The sequence below is a fragment of the Halorubellus litoreus genome (assembly GCF_055378595.1).
On the sequence record NZ_AP043835.1, the window covers coordinates 187278 to 209266 of the forward strand.

Consider the following 21989-nt stretch of genomic DNA (forward strand, 5'->3'; position numbering starts at 1 on the left):
TAGAAACAAACAATCAATATACATAAACTGACACCATATGTGTGTAAGACATCCAAGCAAACAAGAAGACATCGCAATTCAGCGTATTCGGGCAGAGATCACACGAGGGAAGGGACAGTTGCCATCGACTATATATACCCGTGAAGCTACCCTTGCCAAGATACCTTGGACACTTTGTGAGGCCGAAGAGTTTCCCGAACTTCTAGCCGACATCGCCGTCGTCCTTCGCGAACAGGTGTCCTTCTCAATGAGCAACGCTACGAGCCTGTTCGATATGGCTCGTTCTTCCGAGGAGGTTCAGCGACACTGCGTCAGACAGATTGGACTATTTGATATCGAACGCCGATTGGCTGCAAACGGACTCTTGGCTGGGGACGAACGGCTCTTGCGAGCCCTCTCAAAAACGATCAAGCAGGGGAATATCGTCGACTCAAGTTTGGAAGAAATGGTTGGATATGCGACTTTCGACCACCAGCCATCGACATCAAAAATCCTTGTTACTGTACTCGATCAGCTTCTTTTCGCCGCAAGTCCAAATACTGTGAGGAGAAACTCAAACGTCCTGAAAGAGACCCGCGATGCAGTAATCAACCGTATACTGAAAGAATCGACACCGGACGATGTCGATCGTACTGACGCCCGCGCTGCAGCTGTCTTGCTCACACACCCTCAACTTGGGACGGGAGGAGTTGAACAAGCTAACGCTGTAATAGACAAATTTGAGGCCGCTTCTGAACCATTGGTACAGTTCTGGGGACGCTATATAAGGACTTTACTATCTGATAGACTCAGCCAGGACAGGAAGACCCAACCTCGCGATCTCGTTAACCGGCTCAAAGAGACTATCGCCGCCGCAGAAAAGTTCAAAGACGACCGCGATGCCGTAGCTATTTGGGGATTGGGCCGAGCGATAGCACAGACGTCAAATCCTGAATATCGAAACGATTGGATTGATGTGTTATCAACTATAAAAATATTCAGCAACGACGATCTTCATCTAGAGGTATTCGAAACACTCTATATACTCACTTTGGCAGATGTCTTGGTTGAGCGTGACCTGCCAATACTTTTCGAGAGGCTTCAGGCAGCGATTGCGTCGTTTAGTCACGCAAAAACCGCTGCTATTCGATTGCTCCAAGCGCTTGTGGACAAAGGCCTCACAACTGAGCAGTTCATTAACTCTATATTTTACAGCATAATATTGGGGGACGAAATTGATGGAGGACTGACCAATATGAAAAATATTCTATATTTTGATTCTTTGGTTAAAGCTACCCAAGGGCCAGGGGAAGGACCATTCCCCGTGATTGTCGATGCTTTAGAAAGAGGACCTGGCCGTCATTTAATCGGAGAACTTAAAAGAAAAATTTTGTATGGCAATATCGAGGAGGTTGAGCTAAACCACCCTGGTGAATTACTCTGTAAGGTTGCTTCCATCACTGACCGAGACCGTACGGTGTTTGATGATACATTTGAAGATCTGCTCGAAGCTGTTTTCGATTCGAAATATATTCAAAGAAAACATTCACATACTGCAATCCGGTATGCCGCAGAAGCGAATTTGCTTGGATCGGGGCTGGCCGAACGATACCTTTCCGAATACTCAGCGACTGAGCTCGCATCGGGTGCGGAAGCTACTCATGCGGCGGCCGCAATCATTTCTAACTACGATTCTCATGAGAAGTTAGACCTTGACGCGTTTATTGACGCATTGGGTAGCCGGATTCCAGATGCAGATTGGGAAGAATCCTGGGCTATCAGGGCCGCGTTGGAGTCCATAGCTCTTCTGCGAACATTCGGGGACCCCGAAGAGGGAATCGAATTTATAGGGTTGTGGATTGACGCTGCATCTAACACCGAGGGCACTCCGTCTGCCGTACCTGATGACGTCTTTGAGGCATTACCGGCAACAGGTTCGACAGCGTCGCTAACTCCATTAGTCGAACGCATCCAGAGTGAGAATCCGAACATTAGACATCAAACCATAGCTTTACTTAATGATTCTATTCCGAGGGAGTTCGACTCTTATCGTGAGCAAACCGAACAACGCATCCCACCACTGACAGGAACAAGCGTCCAGCAACTAGTTCACCCATTGGTTGAGCAGATCTCATGTGGCGACAATCAACCTGGGTTCCGTAGCACTGCTCTCAACGTGCTTGCTGGGTACGTGGAGCGCAACTGGCTCACCAATGAACAAATCGAGTCGGTCGTTTCACTTGCTCGTTCGCTCCTACATGACGACCCAGAGAATGTGGCGATTCTATTACAGGTTCCGCAAGTCGTCGACCAGCTCGGAGTAAGGAAAATCAAAGGCGGATTAGAGCAGTGCGCTTTGGCACTCGAACCGACTGAGAATAGTGCAGATCGAAGCGGCGAGACTCTTAGTTTGGATGGCGATCTGGAGGCAATTACAGAAGCTCTCGTTGCATTAAGTAAGAGCGGCAATATTTCGCCGTCGGATATCGTTGACGTCCTTAATGATACTACTCGAAGTAATCCGTCGCTTCTTGAAGCCCATGCTGCAGATCTAATACCACTTTTAGAGAGGAATGGCGTGGTTGAACAGGCCGACCCTTCTGTTGCTCAGTCTCTGGACCGAGCAATTTCGAATACAGTAAATGATGAGGAGGACCTGCTTAAATTGCTACGAATCCGAACACGTGTCCAGAAAGTCGCCATCAGGCAGACATACTAAAAACAAACAAGTCAAATAGTTTTCGCGCCCCAGTCAGAGCAGGCGCTCGGACTTCGGGAACACGGTCTCGGGCCAGTCGGCGGGCGCGAGCATGCGCTCCTCGAAGTCGCTCTCGGGGAGTACGAAGCACCACGGGGTGTCACGCTCCAGGACGGCGTCGTGGTAGACGAAGTGCACGCGCTCCTCGCCGTCGAACGCGGGGTCCTGGTTCTGGAGGACCTCGGGGAGCTGCCCGGAGGTCCCGGGCTTGTACTGGTGGGGGACGGTGCAGCGGTGGCCGTCGGCGCGGCTCCCGATGCTCCGGGACTCGGAGAGGCTGTGGTAGTCCTCGAGCTCGAGGGGAGCGGGGGAGACGACGAGCGTTCCGGTGTTCTTCTCGTGGCCCCAGTAGGCCTCGTCGTGCTGGTCGAACACGCCCTCCTCGAGGAGCGCACGCGGGAGCTTCACGCGGCCGGCGGTGTCGGCGGGGGCGACGCCGACCCAGTTCCAGCCCGAGGCGTCCCGCGGCGCGTCCGTCGCGGTGGTCCGCATCAGACCCCACCCCCGTTGCCGCGAGCGCCGACGCGGTCGACCCGGGCGTCCGTCGCCGGCTTCGTGCCGGCGCGGAGCTGGCGCGTGGACGGCTCGCGCTCCCCGGGGACGTTCGACGCGAGGACCTCACGCCCGCAGACCGGGCAGACGTACGTCCGGCTCTGCCCGTGGTGGACGGGGCCGTCGTCGCGCATCGCGGTCGATTCGTGTCCGCTCTCGCACTCCGGCTCGAAGTGGTTGTGCCACGACATACACGAGACGTAGCCCGCCGACTCCCCGGTGCTGGTCTCGAGGTGGTAACCAAACAGTTTCTTTAAGTCAGAGCGTGTTCATGTCCTGTGATCGGTTGATTATTCGACCGCAGTCGGGTCGAGACTGCGTTCGATAGCCCACCACGGCCGCGCCTTCGGCGTTTCCGGGTCTAAATAGTCGTTCCCCGACGGGGCCAAGCCCCGTAGTTTGGAACAGTGGCTCGATGGCGAGACCTTGCGCGAGAGGTAGTCCGGTTCGTCTGGCGGCCACACGTAAGCCGTCCGACGACCGCTCAATTTTGACAGAGTGCTTGAGATGGAGGGCCGACCGAGCGGTTCAATCGGTGAAGGCGACGTAGTAGTTGGAGCACTCCGGGCATTCGATTATCGAATGCTGTTCGTACGCCCATGTGTCCTCTTCGTAGGTGTACTCCCAATCGAGCAATCCGAGCAACTCTGCGGTGTGTACCTTCAGACCTGAGATCAGACGCTGATAATTCCTCTCTGGTTCGTTCCCGCAATCGTCACACTCCCATCCAGTCCGCCCCTCTCCCATCCGTATGGGCGATATCTCGCTGCTCTGGGTTTCGGCCGATTTTTTCGAGCTTCGCCGTTCCTGTCTCCTGAGGACCTCCTCTCGTCGTCGTTCCTCCTCTCGAATTGCCGCTCGACGGTTCTTCTCGCGTGTGACCACGTCGATGGCGTCGAAGTGACCGTTCAAGCGGAAGTTGTCTCTCAACCTATCGAGTTCGTACTCGGGAACCATCCGGACTTTGTTCTCGAGGTGACTGCGTTCTAGCGGACCGAGCATCACTCTATTCTTGTCATATTGACACCTAAAGCTAACTGGGCACTCGCTCTTTCGCGTCGAACTCGACGTGGAAAAGTTCAGTCAGAGTATCTCGGCGTCGTCGTCGCTGGGGTCGTCATCGTCGCCGGGGCCCCCGTCGGTGTCGCCGAGCGCGTCGACGTCCTCGGCGTCGAGTTCCTCGAGGGTCTCGACGAAGCCGCGCGTGGGCCGGGTCGAGATGCTGTCGAGTATCGCGTCGACGTCCGCCGGTTCGACGTGGGGGACCGCGAGGAGGTCGTCGCGTGTGGCGGTCCAGAGGTCCTCGACGGTCTCGAAGCCGGCGGCCTCGAGCTGGCCGATGACCTCGTAGCTGACGCCACTGGAGTACTCCAGGGCCGCCGTCGCGTCCGCGTCGGGGTCGAGCGCGAGCACGCGCCCCGAGTCCGCGTCGACGTCGGCGTCGCGCTCGCGGCTGTCGCGAGTGGGTGCGTCTGGGACCGCGACGGTCATCTCTCCCATTCGCTCGGTGATCCACGCGTCGCAGGCGTCGCAGAGCGCCTGCGCGCCGCGACCGCGGCGCGTCGAGACGGCGTCGTCGGTGCGACCACAGTACTCGCATCGGGTCGTCGATTGCGTCGACATACGCGAACCCTCTCGCGCCACCCTCCCGGTCCGAGTGTTCACTCGCGACTAAACGCTCCATTCAAGTACTCCAGGGGGGTCGACCCGGGCGGTCGACGCGGAATCCCTCGATATGGACGACGGTCCGAACGGCGGGTTCGCGTTCGTGGAGCGACGCGCCGGGGTCGCGGCGCTCCGTCAGCGGTCGTCTCCGGCGGTGTGGGTGCGCGCGAGGAGCGTCCCGTCGGCGAGCGCCGCGAGGACGGCGAGTCGAGCCGGGCCCGAGAGGACGTCGACGGTGAGGGACGCGCGGAGGTCGTCGCGTGTCGCGACGGCCGCCCGGGGATCGTCGCCGTGCTCGACGACGGCGGCGAGGACGGCGGCGGCGCCGGCCCGGACCGCCTCGCGGTCGTGTCCGACGTAGAACCGGAGGGTCTCGGCGTCGACGCGCTTCCCGAACGCCTCGGGAGACGTCTCGACGAGGTCGACGAGGACGTCGCGTGCCGAGTCGGCCTGCGGGGACGGGACGCGTTCCCCGAAATGCCCTGTCCGTTTCCGTGCGGTCGCGATGCGGTCGAGGAGCGTCTCGACGACGTCGTTCTCCACGCCGCCCTCGCCCTCGACGGCGGCGGCGAGCGCGACCGCCAGCGTCCTCAGTCGTTCGCCCTCGGCGTCGCTGAGCGCGGCGACGATGTGGGATTCGATGCTCCGCATCCGGTCGGGGTCGAGGCGGTCGACGAGCGCGGTCAGCGCGGCGAGGTCCCCGTCGGTCGGCCAGCCCTCGCGGGCCCGTCGGGCGACGACGAGTTTCCGGACCGCGACCCCCGCGGTCCGATCGTCGAGCGTCGGGGCGAACGCCGGCAGGCGGTCGACGACCGCCGCGTGGACGCGCGGGTCGACGTCCGAGAGCGCCTCCCGAAGCCACGACGCCGGCGGGTACTCGCCCACGTGTTCGTCGCTCCCGTACTCGTACGCGCCGTAGTCGTCGACGACGGCCGCGAGGACGTCGCTGGCGGCGGCCGCGGCCCGACGGCGGACGGTCGACGACTCGTCGGCTTCGATTCGCTCTTCGAGGTGGATGACCGCGCGCGACCGCAGTCCGAGCGACGCGTCGATCCGCTCGAGGAACCCCGGGAGTGCCTCGACCGCCGTCTCGCGGACAGACGTCACGTGGTCCTCGAGTGCGGCCGCCGCGTCGTCCAGGCGGGCGCGCCCGCCGTCGACGTCCAGGATGGCGCCACCGGGACCGAGGAGCGCCGCGACCGCCGCCTCGCGGACGGCCGCGTCCGGGTCCTCCGCCACGCGGTCGGCGAGCACGTCCCGGACCGACCGGGGCTCGTCCGCGGCGGCCGCGTCGACGGCCGCCAGCACGCGCCGGATGCCCTCGACTGCGGCCTGCCGAACGGCCGCCGCGTCGTCGGCGGTGCGGCCACAGAGCCGGCCGATAGCCCAGTCGGTGCCCGGCCCGTTCGGTGCGGTCGCGGCCGCGCCGAGGGCGCGGGACGCGGCGACGCGGACGTCGGCCGCGGGGTCCGAGAGCCCAGCGACCAGGACGACTTCGAGCGCGGTCCCGTCGCCGTCCGCGCCCGACATCGCGGCCGGCGTCGCCGAGTCGGTGGCTGCGTCGCAGGCGCTGTCCGCCGCGCCGGAGGGGTCACCGCCAGCGTCGAGCACCCGGGTGAGGACCCTGATGGCTCCGCGACGCACCCGCTGCTCCTCGTGGCCGAAGAGGGCGCCGAGCGGCGTCCACGTGGACGCGGGGGCGTCGGCGGCGACGGTGGCGACGGATTCGAGCGCGTCGTACGCCGCCGACCGGACCGCCGCGTCCGCGCCGGTGGCTGCGGTCGCGAGCGCGTCGACGACCGCGTCGATGCGGTCCGCCGGGAGGGTCGTCGCGACGACGTCGAGCGCGGTCGCGGCGTCCGCGCTCGCGTCGGCGTCGTCCGCCGCGACCAGGTCGAGGAGGCCGTCGACGACGCGCCGGACCTGCGCGGGCGTCGCCTCGAACCCGACCGACGCGTCCGCGAGGTGGTCGCGAGCGACCCGGCTCGCCGCCAGCGTTCGAGCGAACGCACGAGCGACCGCGTCGCCCGTCCCGGGTACCTCGGCGAGCGCCCAGAGCACGTCGAGGCCGTCGAAGACGACGTCCGCGTACGCCTCAGTGGCGGCGACGACGCCCGCCGCGACGGCGGGCGCGCGTTCGGCCGACAATCGAGGGCCGAGGGCGGCCAGCAGGTCCGCCGCCACCGAGCGCGTGTCGGTGTCCGCGCTCTGCAGGCCGAGGAGCGCGACGGTCGCGACCTGCTCGACGCGTTCCCCGGGGACCGCGTCCGCGACGTCGACGAGCGCGGCGATCGCTCGCCGCTGCGTGCGCTCGCCCTCGCTCCCCGCCCGCTCCAGCAACCCGTCGACCACGCCGCCGGCCGCGCCAGCGGGCAGCCCGTCGACGACGGCGGGCGCCGCGTCGACCGCCGCCCCTCTGACCGACTCGACGTCCCCGGTCAGTCGCTCGCCGAACGCCCCGACCAGTTCGTCCGTCCCGTCCCCGGACGCGTCGACGCGCCCGGTCGCGAGGAGGTCGACCGCGCGCTCCCGGACGGTGGCGTCCGTATGCGCGAGCAGTCCGGCGACCGGCCCCGGGTCCTGAACGCGCGCCGAGACCGGAAGCGCCGCGACGACCCGGGTGCGCGCAGCCACCGACACCGAGGTCGCGGCCCCGGGACTCCGGACCGCACGGAGCGCGTCGCACACCGCCGCCGTCGCGTCGCCGTCACTGGCCTCACTCTCGCTGTGATCGCTGTCGTCGCCGTTGCTAGTTCCTTCCGCTGCCCGTATGACGTCCGCGAGGAGTTCGGCGGCGAGTCGCGCGCGCTGTCGGGTCGTCGAGTCGGGCGCGCGGGCCGCCCGGAGGCACGCCGAAAGCACGTCCCGGAGACACGCCCCGGGGTCGACGCCGGCGTCGACGCTCTCCGGTGGTGGAACGAGCGCGACGAACACCCGTAGTGGCTCGACGCCGGCGTCGGTCGCGACGGCTGCCAGCGCGCGAACGCGGTTCCCGTCGTCACCGTCGACGCCAGGCGCGAGCGCGGCGACCTGGCTCGAAGCGCGTGCCCGACCCGCGTCGTCGGCGGCCGCCTCGGCGACTGCCCCCGCGACGAGCGCCCGCCCGACTCCCGTCCAGCGATGCGTGCCGCCGCCGAGGAGGTAGTTCCCGAGTCGCGACGCGCTCCGCCCGGTCGCCTCGCCGTCGCACGCGTCCAGCAGGAACTCGACCGCGGGCGCTCGGACGGCGGGGTCGGCCTCGTCGAGCTCGCGCAACCCATCGACCACCGCGCCCGCCGGAACGTCGGTCCGCAGCCGGTCGAACGTGCGCTCCGCTGCCCCGGGGACGCGCTCCAGGAGCGCCAGCGCGACCGCCACCGCGTCCTCCTGGACACCGAACGCCTCGTCATCGAATCGCCGACCCACCGCGTCCAGGACGTCCCCAACGCGCCCCTCGGGCACCGCCTCGTGGGACTCCGAGAGCGCGCCCGCGGCCGTCCGCCGGTAGTCCGCGTTCTCGTGAGCGAGGTGGTCGAGGACGACGTCGAGGACCGCCGACGCGCGTTCGTCATCCAGCGACTCCAGCGCCCGCGCGACCCCCCACTCGAACGAGAGGCGGTTGTCGACGAGCTCGAAGTCCTCGAACCGCAGCAACCAGCGGACGAGCCCCGGGGCGCGTTCCGGGGCCTGCCCGGCCGCCTTCTCGAACACGCCGCCGTTCCCGACGACGCCGCGGCGCGTCGCCGCCAGCTGCCTGCGGACGTCGCGCTCGCCCGCCGCGAATCCCGCTTCGAGGTCGGAGATCGGGACCGCGTCGGCGGGTATCGCGTCGGGTTCGACCATCGCGTGCAGGCACTCCTCGGCCGCTGCCTCGCGGACCGCCGCAGTGCGTCCGCGGTGAGTCGCTCGCGCGAGCACCGGGAGCGCCGCCGCCAACGCCGCGGAGTCGTCCCGCGGCACGGCCGTGAGCGCGTCGACACACGCCGATTCGACGTCCGTCGCGATGGCGTCGAGGCCCGTGATTCGCTCGCTCTCGGCGGCCGGCGTGTCCAGTTCGGCGTCGAGCAGCCCGGCGACGGCCTCGATAGCGGCTGTCTCTGTCCTGTCGGCGCTGGCCGCGGCGCGCGCAGCAGCCGCTCGCGCCTGCAGGCCGGCGAACGAGCGGTCGCGCTCGCGCGCCGCGTCGATGCGGTCGATAACGTCCTCGTGGGTCATGAGTCGTGGAAGGATGTGATAGCAGGTGTTCGTCCCGGCCCGATACGAACGCTGTGGACGCCCCGGCACGTCGGTGCTTCGGCCCGACCGGTCGGGCTCGAATCGGACGCGACAGCCGCGTCGAAGGGCTCCGCGGGCCTCAGTCCGCGGCCGCCAACTTCTGCCGGCCCGGGTCGACGAGGCGGTCGAGCGCGTCCGCCAGTGCGCTCTTGCAGTCGTCGGGGTGGAGGTCGCCGGCTTCGACGGCCGCCTCCAGCGCCGCGTACGAGTCGAAGGTCACGTCCCCGCCGAAGCGGTCCTCGCGCTCGACGGTCACCGCGTCGAACCGCGGGAACACGTGGAACTCGAACAACTGCAGGACCGGGTTCTCGAGCTGGACGTCCGCGGACTCGACGCCCTCGGGGAGGTCGTCGCTCGACAGGTGCGCCTCCGGGTCCGGGTCCGCGGTGGGCGGACAGAACCCGGCCTCGACCTTCGCCTCGATGTCGGCCGTCGAGTCCTCCATGCTGATGGTGACGCCGTCGCTCGAACTCATCTTCCCGATGCCGGTCTCGAGGTCCGCGATGAGCGGCGTGTGCAGGCACGTCGGCGCCGGCTCGTCGAGCTTCGGGAGGACGTCACGCGCGAGCATGTGGACCTTCCGCTGTTCCATCCCGCCGACCGCGAGGTCGACGTTCAGGTACTTGATGTCGAGCGCCTGCATGAGCGGGTAGTTCACGTGACTCACGCGCTCGGCGTCGTCGCCCGCGATCTCACCCATCGACCGCTGCGCGCGGTTCATCGACGTCTCCAGACCGAGTTCGTGTTGGTCGAGCACGTAGTCCTCGTCGAGCTGGAACTCGGAGCCGAGCACGAACTCGGTCCGCTCGGGGTTCAGGCCGAACGCGACGAACTGCTCCTGCATGCGCTCGGCGGTCTCGCGGATCTCCGCGAACGACCCCTTGTCGTTCAGGTACGCGTGCACGTCCGCCAGCAGCACCACCACCTCGAACCCCGCCTCCTGGAGCTCCATGAGCTTCGTCGCGGTGAGCATGTGCCCGAGGTGGAGCACGCCACTCGGCTCGTAGCCGACGTACGCGCGCTCCCCCTCCGGGTCCGCCGCCAGCTCGCGGAGTTCGGACTCCGTCACCGCCTCCACCGCGTTGTTCGTGATCAGTTCGAACGCGTCCTCGACCTCTGGGTCTGCGTCGGACATCACGATTCGACGAACAACACCCATCGCAGTCGTCCTCGCGTTCGGCCTCCGACCCAACTCTGTCTTTATATGCCATCGACCCGTGACATCGTCTTCCCTCGAGTGGACCCTCAGCGTCGAGAACTTCCCTTCACCCCCGGCGTAAAGCAAAATCCAGAAACATATTCGTACGAATCGACTGGCAGTTTTACGATTTTCATGATGACTCGAAGTCACGTTCGAACTGGTTTCGTTCGGACTCGCGACCGACGCGGCTACGGTTCGAGTTCGCTGAGCGGCCCGACGTTCGTGGCCTGGAAGCCGAGCATGTCGTCGTAGCCGTCGGTCGCCATGAGGACGGGCGTGAACGGTTCGGGAGCCGTTATCTCGCCGTCGTCGCCGGTGGTGTCGACGGCGAAGGCGTCGCCGGCGTGGACGCGTTGGAAGTTCCGGCCGGTGAACGCGAGGTCGCCGCGGTCGACGACGCCGTCGACGCGGTAGACGTCGAGGTCGACGGGTTCGACGGCTCCGGGGAGGGCGCCGCGGGCGGTGAGGAATCGCTCGAGGATGCCGCGCGCGCTCTCGGCGGCGCCTCGGGTGCGCATGGGGCCGCATTCGACGGCGACGCCGTCGACGACGTCCTCGAGGCCGCCGTCGACGTAGCTGATGTCGACGATCTGTTCGAGGCCGGTGGCGCGCACGACCGCGTCGGTGGTCTCGCTGGGGTTCTGGAGGAGCGCGAACGGCGTCGGTTCTGCGTCCGTCGAGTGGAACGTGATGACTTCGGCGTCGGCGAGTTCCTCGCGGAGCCTGGCGGCGAGCCGGCGCTCGTGGGACCGACTGTGTGGATCGCCGGGGAACGCGCGGTTCAGGTCGTCGTCGACGTAGCGCTCGCCGGCTTCCATCGCGCGCTCGTTCGCGACGACGAACTTCACGCGCCGCTGGAACGCGGGGTCGGTAGCGAGCAGGTCCGCGATGGCGTACGCGCCGCAGGGTTCGTCGCCGTGCAGCGCCGCGACGACTGCGATGGGTCGTCGGTCGTCGACGGGGCCGCGCTCGAGGCAGTACATCAGCGACGCACCCCCGGACGCGGCGTCGAGAGCGCTCGTTGGGTCACGGCCGGTCGTGGGTTCGAGTCGGGTGCTGGCATCGTGTCGTGGTCGACGCGCCGCGTTCACCGCTCCGGCGTTCGCTCGCGTCCCCAACGCTCGGTTCAAGTACCTCGGGCGTCCGGCGACGAGCAGGTCGCGCTTCCGTTCTCGACAGCGGCCCGCACTTAATGGTTGTGTTGGGTCGGGTGGTGGACGCCAGGTGGGGTGTCGTGGGGACGCGATGGTTCGACACGATGCACAAGCTCGAACTGACAGGTGGACGCGGCCCGTCCAAGCGTGCGCGCTCACCGAGCGACGCGACCCGAAAAGCCCCGTCCCGGAGCGCGTGGTCGACCGCGTCGTCGGTCGGCTCCGAACCGGGAGGTAGCTTTAGGTCGTGCCGTCGACAAGACGCTGCCATGGGGTTCGTGACCGTCCGGGACGAGGGAGAAGAATACTACGATTGGCACCTCCGACCAGGGGGTGGTCGGCCGTTCGACGTCCTCTCGGTCCTCGTCGACTTCGTCGACGACCGCGAGTTCACCGTCGACGGGAGCGACGTCCTCGGCGCGCTCGAGGACCGAATCGACACGGACTGGGGCGACACCAACCTCAGCCCGTACCTCAACACCGACAGCGACGCCCTGGACCTCCGGACCGCCGGCGCCCTGAACAAGGTCAAGGCCGTCGGGAACGAGAGCCGACGCCCACTCCAGCTCGACGGCGCGATGATCCGCACGCTCGCCCCGGGCTACTTCGAGCACGCGACGAGCGACGACGTCCGCCGGAAGACGCGCTACCTCGGGTCCGCCGTCCTCGACGACGAGGACCCGGACCCGCGCGCCGCACGCCTGTACGCCAAACTCCGGTCGCACGCCACCCTCGAGGACGACGCCGAGGACCCGGCGGTCGCGGTTCGGTTCCGACAGTTCGGCCGGCCTCCAGCGGACGAGGACGCCGACTGGCTCGCGGACTACCCGTTCGACTCGCCGCCGCTCCTCCTCGGCGAGTTCGACAAACAGTACGTCGAGTTCGCCGTCCTCGCCGACGTCGAGTACCGGAACCTCGAGGTCGATGCACCCGACGAACTCGCGGACGCGTTCAAGTCGGAACTCGTCGGGTACCTCGCGGCCGCGCTCTACGACGACTACGCGGAGTTCACGACCGAGGCGAGTCACGCCACACGCAAAGACCACGTACGCAAGGATGCAGACACCGAGGGCGTCGACGACCCGGCCGTGAGCGCGCGGATGACGTTCTACGACAGCGTCGTCACCGTCGACACGGACGCGAATCACGTCCAACTCGCCGCACTCTACCAACGTGACAAGAACTGACCGCACGACCACGCAACCGAACGACACACCACCAGCTCACCACACGACGCCACGCCATCACACCACGTCACCCCACGAAACCAACACAGTATGCCAATGACTACCGACAACGACCACGACCGGTCCATCGAGGACGTCTGGCGCGACATCCTCGCGCGCAACGGCGTCAGCGAGGCCCAGGCCGACGACATCGTGACGCTCACGTTCGGAACGCCCGCACTCACGCGAGACATCCCCGACATCGAGGACGTCCCCGACATCGCCAAGGACGCCCTCGCCAACACCGAGTTCGAGACGTACCTCGACGACGACAAGGACCCGGCGCGCGTCGAACACCAGCTCGTCGGCGCGCTCGAGGACGCCCTCCGCGGCGTCCACTCCGGGCCGGCGGCGCTCCCCGACGCAACCCTCGACCAGCCGTACGACCGCGTCACGGCGACCGGGAACGGGAAGGAGGGTACTGCAGGGGCGAGTCGGGGCGTCGGCCAACCGGACCTCGCACAACCGTACAAGTCCGCGGCGGCGGCGCGCGCCGCCGAGAGCAGCCTCGACGAGGACGACATCGCCCGGATCGCGACCGTCCTCGACGACGTCATGACCGAGTATGAACTCGAGACCGCGGACCTGTACGCCGCGCTCGAACGCCTGGAGGAGGAGGAGCGGACGGAATGACGGAGGAGTTCGCCGCGTTCCGCGACGCGTTCAAGGCGGAGACGCTCACCGAGGACGGCGAGGAGCACGTGATGGCGCGCGCTGACTACACCACGAACACGCTCCGGGTGCACGAGGCCGCCGACGACCCCATCGGGATGACGCTCATCCACGCGCTCGTCTCCCGCGAGGAGTTCATGCACGGCGAGTGGTCCGTCGGCCTCGTGAACTCGCTCTCGCGGCTGAAACTCGCGAGCATCGACGCGCTCTACGACGCGCTCGACGACCCGACGGTCAGGGCGGACCGCTTGCGGACGCTCTACGACGCCTGGCTCACCGCTCAGACCGTCGAGGCGGCCGTCGAACCGTTCCAGGAGGCCGTGGACAAACTCCAGATTCTCTCGGTGGTGTACGACGACGCCGAGTTCCCCGCGAAGATACAGAGCACGTTCGACGCCGTGTACGGCGACGAGCACGACGCCGACGAGATACACGACCGCCTGCTCTCGGAGATCGAGACGCAGACGGCGATCGCTCGCGGCGCCGTTCACGCCGAGAGCGACGGCGCGCTCTACGTCAACCCCCTGTACTATCACGCGCTCAGTCACGCCACTGGCACCGACAGCGACGACGCGGCGGCCAGCGACGCACAGCGCGAACTCAACCGGCTCTCGCAGCGTCGGAGCGTCGCCGAGACCGTCGCCCAGGTTACGCTCGACGTCCCCTACCCCATCGCGCCGCTCGGCCCGGACGCCGATTTCGACGCGCTCTGCGTCGAGGGTCTCGACGTCGACCCCATCGACCCCGGCGCGCTCGAGGACCGCTACCGGGTCGCGGACGAGGACATCGACGAGTACCTGCTCGCGCACGCCGACGCCATCGAGGACGACGACGTCCAGGCGGCGCTCGGGACGGACGTGGACGCGTACGCGGACACGTGGCTCGACCACGTGTTCGTGTCGACGCTCCAGGCGCTCGAAGCGCTCGACGACGAGATCGACGAGCGCGTCCACGAGCTCGACGCCGACGACCTCCGCCAGCGATTGAGCGAGCGCGTGCACGGCGTCGACATCGACGCGGCCGAGACGATGCTCGACCGACCGACGCCACTCCTCGAGGTTCCCGCTGCGGCGACCACGGACGTCCCCGACCAGGACCTCATCGGCGTCGAGAAGGAACCGCTGCCGAAGGTCCTCATCGAGGCGTTCGAACAGCACGGGTCGTTCGGCGCGGTCGTCTTCCAGCCGACCAGCGACGAGACCAAACGCCAACTCAACTATCACGCCGTCGACACCGACGACCTCGTCGACCATCCGGGCGTCCCGGACGGCGTCGACAGCTATCAGGCGCTCTGGGAGCACTACTTCGTCGGGAAGGAACTCCTGAACACGCTATTCATCCGCCGGCACGAGTACGAGGACCGCGTCCGCGAGGCGTTCCGCGACGGATTCCCGGACAAGTACGCGCTCGAAGCCGCGCTCGACTCCGTCGACTACGACGCCGTCGAGACGCCCGACGCCGCCGAGGACCCGACGGCCGCGCTCGGCCCGGACTCCGGGCTCGCCGCGAAGAACCTGGACGGCCTCGACGATTCCTTCCGCGAAGGGCTCGCCGAGCAAGACATCGGGGGGAGCGACGACGGAGAGACGAACGGCGAGGGTACCGCCGACGACCCGGACGCCGCGGCTCGGATGAACGCGGTCCTCGACGCGTACTCGCTCGACGAACTCCGGACGGCCGCGGCCCAACTCGACGAGGTCGAGCCGATACCGATCGACGCCGACGCCTTCGACGACGTCGAGTGTCCGCTGTGTGCCATCATCGCCGACCCCTGCGGCGGCGACGCGTGCGTCACCGCCGACGTCCGCGCGTCCTACGACGCGCACCTCCCCGCACTCCTCGACGAATACCTCCGGCTGGAGCGCGCCGGCCACCAGTAAGGCTTCTCGACTTCGGTTCGCGTGGACGGTTTCAGCTCCCGTCGAGCAGTCGCGTCCCGATGCGTCGCGGCAGCCCCTCGTCCTCGACGCGCTTGATGACGCGGTCGACGTCGTACTCGACGCGCCGGAGTTCCACGGTCGCGTCCTCGACGTCGAGCACCGCGTACGCCGCGTCCGGGTCGCCGTCGCGCGGCTGGCCGACGCTTCCCGGGTTCACGATGAGCTTCCCATCGACCTTGGCGCGATGCTGGAGGTGCGTGTGCCCGAGCACGAGGCCGTCGTGGTCGTCGAGGTACGGTCGCATCTCCGGGAACCCGCGCGGTCGAACGTACCGACCGAGCTGGTCGGGGTCCGGGTGACTGTGCACGAGGCGGAACCGGTCGCGAGCGATGGTCGTCCGCGGCGGCAACGCGGCGAGCCACTCGCGTTGCGCGTCGGAGAGTTCGCGCTTCGCGTACTCCAGACCCCGCATCGCCATCTCGTTGTGACTGTACTCCGCGGGCGTCTCCACCGTCCGGTCGTGATTCCCCTGCACGACCACCGAGCACGTCTCGCGGACGCGCTCGACGCACTCGCTCGGCCACGGCCCGTACCCCACGACGTCCCCGGCACACACCGTCGCGTCCACCGCGTCGTCGTCGTCGACGTCGTCGAGCACCGCCTCGAGCGCCGGCAGGTTCCCATGGACGTCCGAGATCAACGCTATTCGCATACGCACACGGTCGACCGTCCCACAAGTAAAGAACGGGGCACGGCCACACGTCGTGTAGCGTCGCAGTCCTCAATCCGTCGCCGCTGCAGTCGCGTTCCCGTCGGTCTCGCTCGACTCGCCGTTGTCAGTCCGTCACCGGAGCCCTCCCCTCCGGTCCGGGTGCCTCACCACTGTCGTCGTCGGTCTGGTCGTCAAGGAACTCGTCGAACTCCTCGTCCTCGTCCGTCTCGATCAGTTCGAGCAGCGCCGGGACCGGGTCGTCGCCTCGCGCTGCCGCCACCACGTCATCGACGTACGATTCGACGTCACCGAGCTCGCGGGTCCCCCACGCGTCGAGGTCTTCGGGGTCCGATGGCGGGTCGAATCCGACCGTCGGAGTGCGGCCGTCAGGTTGCAGGCCGTTCCCGACTGGGTCGCGGACGACGGTGGGGACCGCATCCCGGTCGAAGTCGAATCCCTCGATTGACGCGTCCGAGCGCTTCGCGAGCGCGAGTCGACTCAGGAAGCCCTTCGCACGTATCGCCTGGAGGAACTTCGCTCGCGTGAACGCGGTCCGCTCGAGGACCGCCGTCAGGTCCGCGCGAACCGAAACGAGTTCGGGCTCCTCGACGCGCCCGGCCCTGTCGACGGCCGACCGGTAGCGGTCCCGGAGCGACTCGAGCTGTTCGCGGCGGCCGGTCGTCCGTCGCTCGAGCTCCCTGATCCGCTGCTGGAGCTCCATCTCGCCGAGATCGGTGAGGTCGTCGGTGTCCTCGGGGTCGTCGAACAGCCACGCCTTCGCCTTCGAGAGTATCGAAGCGAGCATCCTAGTCGTTCCAGTTCGTCGAGCGAGTATGAACGGCGACCCCGAGGTACCGAACGTGTAACTCGCCGCCGGCACCTATCGGCGGGTGCGCCGTCAGGGTCCGGGTATGCGCCTTCTCGTTCACCGACGTCAAACCGAGTGACAACGGGACCGACGCGACGCCAGTCCGGCGCGGTCACAGGGCAGTCCCCTCTCTCGAATGCCCCTGCAGCGAGCGCCACGAACGAAATCGCGGGCTACAGGGACTGTAGCCCAACGCTCGACCCATTGTGGTACTGGGAGACTGATCGAGTGCAATGGGAAAACGGAAGGTCACGACGTACACGAAGGTCGTCATCGAGAAGGGGTCGACGGACTGGATCGTCGAGTGCCAGCACTGTCGGGGGAGCGGCCAGAAGTACCCGGGGTACAGCGACACGCACAGCAAGTCGAAGTACGAGTGCCCGACGTGCGGTGGGAAGGGCGCGAACCGCATCTCGGTCGGCAGCGGCGAGGGCCTGTTCAAGTGCCAGCATTGCCGGGCGAGCGGCCAGAAGTACCCCGGGTACAGCGGCACGCATAGCAAGCGCGAGTACCAGTGTCCGACGTGTAGCGGGCACGGCGTGCTCGCGCTCGCCACCGGCCGCCTCGAGTGCGGGAACTGCGACGGTACCGGCCAGAAGTACCCCGGGTACGGCAAGACGCACAGTAAGCGCAAGCACCGCTGCAACACGTGCAACGGCGCCGGGTCGAACGAGATCTGAGGGCCTCGCTGCGGTCGCCTCCGGGTCTTGTAGGTGGGTGTAGGTGTTTTTACGCCCCGGGTTCGGGGTGTGGTGTATGTCGAATCCGACCATCGAGGTGACTGGACGTGCGCGCAAGGACGTCGAGGCGGAGTCGTACGAGTTGGAGTTCGAGATAGAGGCCGAAGCCGACCGGGCGAACGACGCGCGGGCTCGCGCGAACGACCGGCAGGGGACGGTGACCGACGCCATCGAGGCGGTCTCGGACGCGGTGTCGGTCGACCTCCGCTCGGGGTTCGTGGGGGAGTCAGCGAGCATGTTCGACGCGGACGAGGACGCGGCGTTCGTGGCGCGACGCACCGTCGAGGTGCATTGCCCGACCGACGTCGTCGAGGACGTCGTCGCGGCGGGCGTGCAGTCGGGCGCGCTCCTCGAGGACGTCGACCCGGCCGCGTCGAGCACGACGCGAGCGGCGGTCCGCGGCGACCTCCTCGAGGCGGCGACCGAGCGCGCTCGCGAGGACGCCGAACGCACCGCGGCGGCCGCCGGCCACGAGATCGCCGGCCTGGACGCCATGGAGACGCGCGAGTCGGGGCCGTTCGACGCGCTCGGCGGGGACGACGGCTTCTTCGACGGGGGCTTCGAGCACGAGGCGGGGGTGGTCGAGATCGGCGTCGCCGTCGACGTGACGTACGCCATCACCCCGACCGGCGACGACGCCTGACGCCGCCCGCCGCGGGCGTCCTCGTTCCATACTTGAATCCACCGTTCGGTCGCGACGGCAACGCCGCCGCTGGGCGGTCGGCCGTCCAGGTGTCGAACGGGCCGTCGCTCTGACGGCACCAATCAATATGAGCTTCGAGTATCCGTTCCACGACCGGCATGGCTTCCCGCTCCCGCAGGCGAGTACCGAGACCGACGCGCGCGTCCAGGTGAGTCCCGGACTGAACGCGCTCAGCGTCCCGCCGCGCGTCCAGGACGTGCTCGGGAACACCGTCGGCGTCCTCCAGTTCCCCGTCGTCTTCGCGGGGTATCGGTCGCGTACCGCCGCGGGCGCTGCGTTCCGCGTTCACAAGCGCGACCTCTGCCGGACCGCCCGCGCCGTGGTCGACGGCGACGAACCGCTCGACTCGGGGGCGCGGCGACTCGTCGGCCACGACCGCGCGCTCACCGACCTCCAGGCCGGGTTCAGTACGGTGACGCGCGCCGGCCTCCACGCGTTCCTCTCCTGGCTCGTCGAGGACGAGGCGTACGTCGACTGGTACGTCGACAGCTACGCAGAGAACGACTCGTTCGCCGAACCTGACGCGCTCCGCGACGCCATCGAGACCCTCGGCCGCGGCGCGGGCCGCGGCGGCGCCGTCGCCACGCTCGCCGGCGAGTACCGCGACGTCCTCGACCGCCACGGTCTCGGCGCGTTCGAGACCGCCATCGACGTCGCGCTCGACCCACCGCTGTCCACCACCGGCCTCGAGCACCCGCCGGCGGACGGACGACGCGCGAGCCACGACCGCGAGGGCCCCGGCGCTCCCAGGGTCCTCTCGACGCACGACCTCGAGGCGCGCGCCCATCGCGTGCTCGACGCGGTCGCCGATCTGGACACCGAGACGGGCGCCGACCGCGCACTCGCCGCCTTCCACACCGGCCTCCGCGAGGCCATCGGGGATCCCGCCGACGGCGGCCTCGCACCGGCCACTGCGGCGGGGAGCTGGGCGACCCAGACCGCCGTCGCGGACCTCCCGCTGCTCGCCGAACCGCACCGCGCTCGCCCCGACGACCGGACCGCGCGCGACCACCAGGACAGCGTCGGCTACCCCACCGGACAAGCGTGGCTGTTCGCGCAAGCGTACGAGGCCGCCGGGTTCGGCGCCGTCCTCTACCAGCGCCGCGGCGGCGACCCGAACTGGCTCGTCAGCCCCTACGTCGCCAGCGACGCCGTCCACGGCGGCGAGTCCTACGCGGCCGTCTGGGAGCGCGCGTTCGTCACCGACCGCCTCACCGCGCGCCTCCTCGACCGCGCCGCCGACATCGGCCGCGGCAACGAACGCCTCACCTGTCCGCTGTGCGCGCTCTCGACCGACCGCTGCGGCGGCGACGACTGCGCGTTCGCCGACCAACTCGCCGCGTTCCGCGACCGCGCACCCGCACTCGTCGACGCCGTCCAGACCGTGGGTCGCTGACCGGGAACCGACCGTCTCACTCCGCTTCGAACGCGTGCAGGGTCTTGCCTATCGTGCCGATGTACGCGGTACCGTCCACGATGACGGGAGCGGATTTCGCGTTGCTATCGATGTCGGCGGACCATCGTTCGGTGCCGGTCGCAGCGTCGAACGCGTACAACTTCCTCGTCCCGATGTACACGGTATGCTCGGCGATGACGGGGTGCGTGTGGTCGACGCGGCCGACCGACACTTGCCACTTCTCGGTCCCGTCGGCGGCGTCGAGCGCGAAGAGAGCGTCGTCCCAGGTTGCCACGTACACCGTTCCGTCGTGGACGGCCGGTGACGCGGGGACGCCTTCGTTCTCGAAGTGCCAGCGCTCCGTTCCGTCCGTCGCATCGAGCGCGTACAACCGCCCGTCGTGACTCCCGGCGTAGACGGTGCCGTCGGAGACGGCGATACCGTCGAAGACGCCGCCCTCATCGAACTGATCGTATCCGTCGTGGTCCGCTGTCTTGAACCGCCACTGTTCCTCGCCGTCGTCTGCGCTCACGGCATAGACGTGCCCGTCCTGGAACCCGCTGCCGATGTAGACCGTGCCATCTGCCACTGCTGGGGCGGTCCAGACTTCTGAGCCGGTCTGGAACCGCCACCTCTCGGTACCTGATTCGGCGTCCACGGCGTACAGTCGCCTGTCGTGACTACCGAAATACACCGTTCCGTCGACGACCTTCGGCGCACCGAAGACGACGCCGTCGACGTCGAACTGCCAGACGACCGATCCGTCCGCACGATCGAGTGCGGTGAGCGACCCCGTCTCTTCGCCGTGCGGGCCGAAGCTCTCCCCCAGGAAGACCTTGTCGTCGACGACCGCCGGCGACGAGAACGTCACTGACCCAGACGGGTAGCGCCACTGCTCGGTTCCGGTTTCGGCGTCCAGCGCGTGGAGATGACTCTGCTCGCGCTCCGGGAGGGCAGTGTCGGCGTCGTCAGCGAGGTAGACGGTGCCGTCGACCACTGCTGGCGACGAACTGATGCGGTAGTCGGTCTCGAACCGCCAGCGTTCGGTCACCGGAGCCGTCGGCGCTGTCGAATCTGTGTAGCCGGTGTTCGACGGATCGGGTCCGAACATCGGCCACTGGTCTCCATCCATAGTCCTGTAACCACACTGGACTGTCGCTATTAAATATCTTTCCGCGAGTGACTGTCTCCAACGCGTGTAGGTCAACGCGCTCCCTTTTGCGCGTTCGACGCCCCGGGAGGGGTATGTCGGTGAACCAGCCGTGATCGGAGCGGTCGTACGGGCCCCGCCGGACGCGCTCGAGGCGTCGCTCGCGGACCCGGCGTATCGGTGTGCGGTTTCGACTGCGCTCGCGGACCGCCTGGACGTCTCGACGGACCGCCATCTGCGGGTGGAGAGCGAGGCGACGCGGGCGTTCGTCGTCGTCGAGGACATCTACCGCGGGGAGCGGCCGACGCTCGCGCTCGCCGAACCGGGGCGCGACCGCCTACAGGTCCGCGAGCGCAGTCCGGTGTACGTCTCGGGGCTGGTGCCCCGCGAGGACGTGATGACCGCGCGTCGCGTCGGCGGGTTCGCGGAGACCCTCTGGGACGACGGCGACAGCGACCGCTTCCTCGTGTCCGCGTGCCACGGCGGCGACGTCGAGTTCGGGACCGTCGACGCCGGTATCCGCGTGTACCGCGGCCTCCGAGACGCCGGCTTGCCGTGCACGCTCTGGGCGTGCCAGGGCTTCCAGCCGGACGCGTTCGACCGCTGGCACGTCCCCGAACCCTGCCAGTCGCCCGAGTCCTATCCGGGACTCTCGGAGATTATCGACCGACGGTTCGAGCACGCCGTCAGCGTCCACATGCAGAACGCCGACCACGTCGGGGTCGGCGGGCGCGTCGACGACGACGTCCGGCACGCCGTCGGCGACGCACTCCGCGAGCGCCTCCCCGACTCCAAGCGCGTCGTCACCGACCTCGACGAGATGAAACTCGCCGGCCGTAGCACGACCAACTCCGTCAACTACCTCGCCCAATCGGGAGGCCTCCACCTCGAACTCACCCCCGTCACGTGCTACCGGTATCGGAAGCGCGTCGCCCGCGCCATCCTCGACGTCTATGTTGACTGACGCTCCGCGACATCGGGGACGCCTCACCGAGTACCGGCCGTCCCATCGTCCGTCGCACGGATACTTGTCCATGGGTTCCGTAGGTACGGACGTGGCTTGGACGGCGATGGTCGTG

General features: G+C 67.3%; 18 protein-coding genes. 8 read left to right on the forward strand and 10 right to left on the reverse strand.

All coding sequences use genetic code 11. The features are described 5' to 3' along the window. The first annotated feature begins 37 nt into the window (after positions 1–37). Positions 38–2698, forward strand: a complete 2661-nt coding sequence (locus ACZ48X_RS03515; RefSeq protein ID WP_336351776.1) for a hypothetical protein — start codon at positions 38–40, stop codon at positions 2696–2698. A gap of 33 nt (positions 2699–2731) precedes the next feature. Here ACZ48X_RS03515 and ACZ48X_RS03520 read toward each other — a convergent pair whose 3' ends face one another. The 7 genes from ACZ48X_RS03520 to ACZ48X_RS03550 form a co-directional block, all read right to left on the reverse strand. Further along, complete coding sequence (locus ACZ48X_RS03520) at positions 2732–3229, reverse strand: hypothetical protein (RefSeq protein WP_336351775.1); 498 nt, start codon at positions 3227–3229, stop codon at positions 2732–2734. After that, positions 3229–3480, reverse strand: coding sequence for a hypothetical protein (locus ACZ48X_RS03525; protein WP_336351774.1), 252 nt, complete (start codon positions 3478–3480; stop codon positions 3229–3231). Before ACZ48X_RS03525 ends, ACZ48X_RS03520 begins: the two co-directional genes overlap by 1 nt. Before the next feature lie 337 nt (positions 3481–3817). Next, positions 3818–4291: a hypothetical protein gene (locus tag ACZ48X_RS03530; RefSeq protein WP_336351773.1), complete on the reverse strand. Its 474-nt coding sequence runs from the start codon at positions 4289–4291 to the stop codon at positions 3818–3820. A gap of 81 nt (positions 4292–4372) precedes the next feature. After that, the gene (locus tag ACZ48X_RS03535) at positions 4373–4912 is read right to left on the reverse strand and encodes a hypothetical protein (RefSeq protein ID WP_336351772.1); all 540 of its coding nucleotides are present in this window, start codon (positions 4910–4912) and stop codon (positions 4373–4375) included. A 177-nt stretch (positions 4913–5089) separates the two neighbouring features. Then, positions 5090–9148: a serine/threonine-protein kinase gene (locus ACZ48X_RS03540; RefSeq protein WP_336351771.1), complete on the reverse strand. Its 4059-nt coding sequence runs from the start codon at positions 9146–9148 to the stop codon at positions 5090–5092. Positions 9149–9287: 139 nt separating this feature from the next. Next, positions 9288–10343, reverse strand: coding sequence for a tyrosine--tRNA ligase (locus ACZ48X_RS03545; RefSeq protein WP_336351770.1), 1056 nt, complete (start codon positions 10341–10343; stop codon positions 9288–9290). Positions 10344–10597: 254 nt separating this feature from the next. Further along, on the reverse strand, positions 10598–11392 hold the full coding sequence (locus tag ACZ48X_RS03550) for a M14 family metallopeptidase (RefSeq protein ID WP_336351769.1): 795 nt from the start codon (positions 11390–11392) through the stop codon (positions 10598–10600). Between the two features lie 440 nt (positions 11393–11832). On the opposite strand from ACZ48X_RS03550, the gene ACZ48X_RS03555 reads away from it, so the two are divergent. The 3 genes from ACZ48X_RS03555 (at position 11833) to ACZ48X_RS03565 (ending at position 15341) form a co-directional block, all read left to right on the forward strand. Next, positions 11833–12750, forward strand: coding sequence for a hypothetical protein (locus tag ACZ48X_RS03555; protein WP_336351768.1), 918 nt, complete (start codon positions 11833–11835; stop codon positions 12748–12750). Between the two features lie 96 nt (positions 12751–12846). Then, entirely contained in the window at positions 12847–13422 is a 576-nt protein-coding gene (locus ACZ48X_RS03560; protein ID WP_336351767.1) for a hypothetical protein, read from the forward strand. Then, positions 13419–15341 carry a hypothetical protein gene (locus tag ACZ48X_RS03565; protein WP_336351766.1) on the forward strand — a complete coding sequence of 641 codons (1923 nt, stop codon included), beginning with the start codon at positions 13419–13421 and terminating at the stop codon, positions 15339–15341. Before ACZ48X_RS03560 ends, ACZ48X_RS03565 begins: the two co-directional genes overlap by 4 nt. Before the next feature lie 31 nt (positions 15342–15372). Here the strand turns inward: ACZ48X_RS03565 and ACZ48X_RS03570 are convergent, their stop codons facing one another. Together ACZ48X_RS03570 and ACZ48X_RS03575 are read right to left on the reverse strand one after the other, a co-directional pair. Further along, on the reverse strand, positions 15373–16053 hold the full coding sequence (locus ACZ48X_RS03570; protein ID WP_336351765.1) for a metallophosphoesterase family protein: 681 nt from the start codon (positions 16051–16053) through the stop codon (positions 15373–15375). 124 nt (positions 16054–16177) lie between these two features. Continuing rightward, the gene (locus tag ACZ48X_RS03575; protein ID WP_336351764.1) at positions 16178–16858 is read right to left on the reverse strand and encodes a hypothetical protein; all 681 of its coding nucleotides are present in this window, start codon (positions 16856–16858) and stop codon (positions 16178–16180) included. Positions 16859–17154: 296 nt separating this feature from the next. Here ACZ48X_RS03575 and ACZ48X_RS03580 point away from each other — a divergent pair, with 296 nt between their 5' ends. From ACZ48X_RS03580 to ACZ48X_RS03590, 3 genes are all read left to right on the forward strand, one after another. Continuing rightward, the gene (locus ACZ48X_RS03580) at positions 17155–17601 is read left to right on the forward strand and encodes a hypothetical protein (RefSeq protein WP_336351763.1); all 447 of its coding nucleotides are present in this window, start codon (positions 17155–17157) and stop codon (positions 17599–17601) included. A 76-nt stretch (positions 17602–17677) separates the two neighbouring features. After that, the gene (locus ACZ48X_RS03585; protein WP_336351762.1) at positions 17678–18304 is read left to right on the forward strand and encodes an SIMPL domain-containing protein; all 627 of its coding nucleotides are present in this window, start codon (positions 17678–17680) and stop codon (positions 18302–18304) included. Between the two features lie 127 nt (positions 18305–18431). Beyond that, a complete protein-coding gene (locus ACZ48X_RS03590) occupies positions 18432–19760 on the forward strand; it encodes a hypothetical protein (RefSeq protein ID WP_336351761.1) in 1329 nt (442 codons plus the stop codon). A gap of 16 nt (positions 19761–19776) precedes the next feature. On the opposite strand, the gene ACZ48X_RS03595 is transcribed toward ACZ48X_RS03590, so the two are convergent. Further along, the gene (locus tag ACZ48X_RS03595) at positions 19777–20967 is read right to left on the reverse strand and encodes an outer membrane protein assembly factor BamB family protein (RefSeq protein ID WP_464379805.1); all 1191 of its coding nucleotides are present in this window, start codon (positions 20965–20967) and stop codon (positions 19777–19779) included. A gap of 55 nt (positions 20968–21022) precedes the next feature. On the opposite strand from ACZ48X_RS03595, the gene ACZ48X_RS03600 reads away from it, so the two are divergent. After that, the gene (locus ACZ48X_RS03600) at positions 21023–21874 is read left to right on the forward strand and encodes a poly-gamma-glutamate hydrolase family protein (RefSeq protein ID WP_336351759.1); all 852 of its coding nucleotides are present in this window, start codon (positions 21023–21025) and stop codon (positions 21872–21874) included. Positions 21875–21989: the final 115 nt, after the last annotated feature.

What these genes read in the sequence shown, in the direction of transcription:
- ACZ48X_RS03515 (WP_336351776.1), top strand. Translation starts at nt 38, where the DNA reads ATGTGTGTAAGACATCCAAGCAAACAAGAAGACATCGCAATTCAGCGT.
- ACZ48X_RS03520 (WP_336351775.1), bottom strand. Translation starts at nt 3,229, where the DNA reads ATGCGGACCACCGCGACGGACGCGCCGCGGGACGCCTCGGGCTGGAAC.
- ACZ48X_RS03525 (WP_336351774.1), bottom strand. Translation starts at nt 3,480, where the DNA reads ATGTCGTGGCACAACCACTTCGAGCCGGAGTGCGAGAGCGGACACGAA.
- ACZ48X_RS03530 (WP_336351773.1), bottom strand. Translation starts at nt 4,291, where the DNA reads ATGCTCGGTCCGCTAGAACGCAGTCACCTCGAGAACAAAGTCCGGATG.
- ACZ48X_RS03535 (WP_336351772.1), bottom strand. Translation starts at nt 4,912, where the DNA reads ATGTCGACGCAATCGACGACCCGATGCGAGTACTGTGGTCGCACCGAC.
- ACZ48X_RS03540 (WP_336351771.1), bottom strand. Translation starts at nt 9,148, where the DNA reads ATGACCCACGAGGACGTTATCGACCGCATCGACGCGGCGCGCGAGCGC.
- ACZ48X_RS03545 (WP_336351770.1), bottom strand. Translation starts at nt 10,343, where the DNA reads ATGTCCGACGCAGACCCAGAGGTCGAGGACGCGTTCGAACTGATCACG.
- ACZ48X_RS03550 (WP_336351769.1), bottom strand. Translation starts at nt 11,392, where the DNA reads ATGTACTGCCTCGAGCGCGGCCCCGTCGACGACCGACGACCCATCGCA.
- ACZ48X_RS03555 (WP_336351768.1), top strand. Translation starts at nt 11,833, where the DNA reads ATGGGGTTCGTGACCGTCCGGGACGAGGGAGAAGAATACTACGATTGG.
- ACZ48X_RS03560 (WP_336351767.1), top strand. Translation starts at nt 12,847, where the DNA reads ATGACTACCGACAACGACCACGACCGGTCCATCGAGGACGTCTGGCGC.
- ACZ48X_RS03565 (WP_336351766.1), top strand. Translation starts at nt 13,419, where the DNA reads ATGACGGAGGAGTTCGCCGCGTTCCGCGACGCGTTCAAGGCGGAGACG.
- ACZ48X_RS03570 (WP_336351765.1), bottom strand. Translation starts at nt 16,053, where the DNA reads ATGCGAATAGCGTTGATCTCGGACGTCCATGGGAACCTGCCGGCGCTC.
- ACZ48X_RS03575 (WP_336351764.1), bottom strand. Translation starts at nt 16,858, where the DNA reads ATGCTCGCTTCGATACTCTCGAAGGCGAAGGCGTGGCTGTTCGACGAC.
- ACZ48X_RS03580 (WP_336351763.1), top strand. Translation starts at nt 17,155, where the DNA reads ATGGGAAAACGGAAGGTCACGACGTACACGAAGGTCGTCATCGAGAAG.
- ACZ48X_RS03585 (WP_336351762.1), top strand. Translation starts at nt 17,678, where the DNA reads ATGTCGAATCCGACCATCGAGGTGACTGGACGTGCGCGCAAGGACGTC.
- ACZ48X_RS03590 (WP_336351761.1), top strand. Translation starts at nt 18,432, where the DNA reads ATGAGCTTCGAGTATCCGTTCCACGACCGGCATGGCTTCCCGCTCCCG.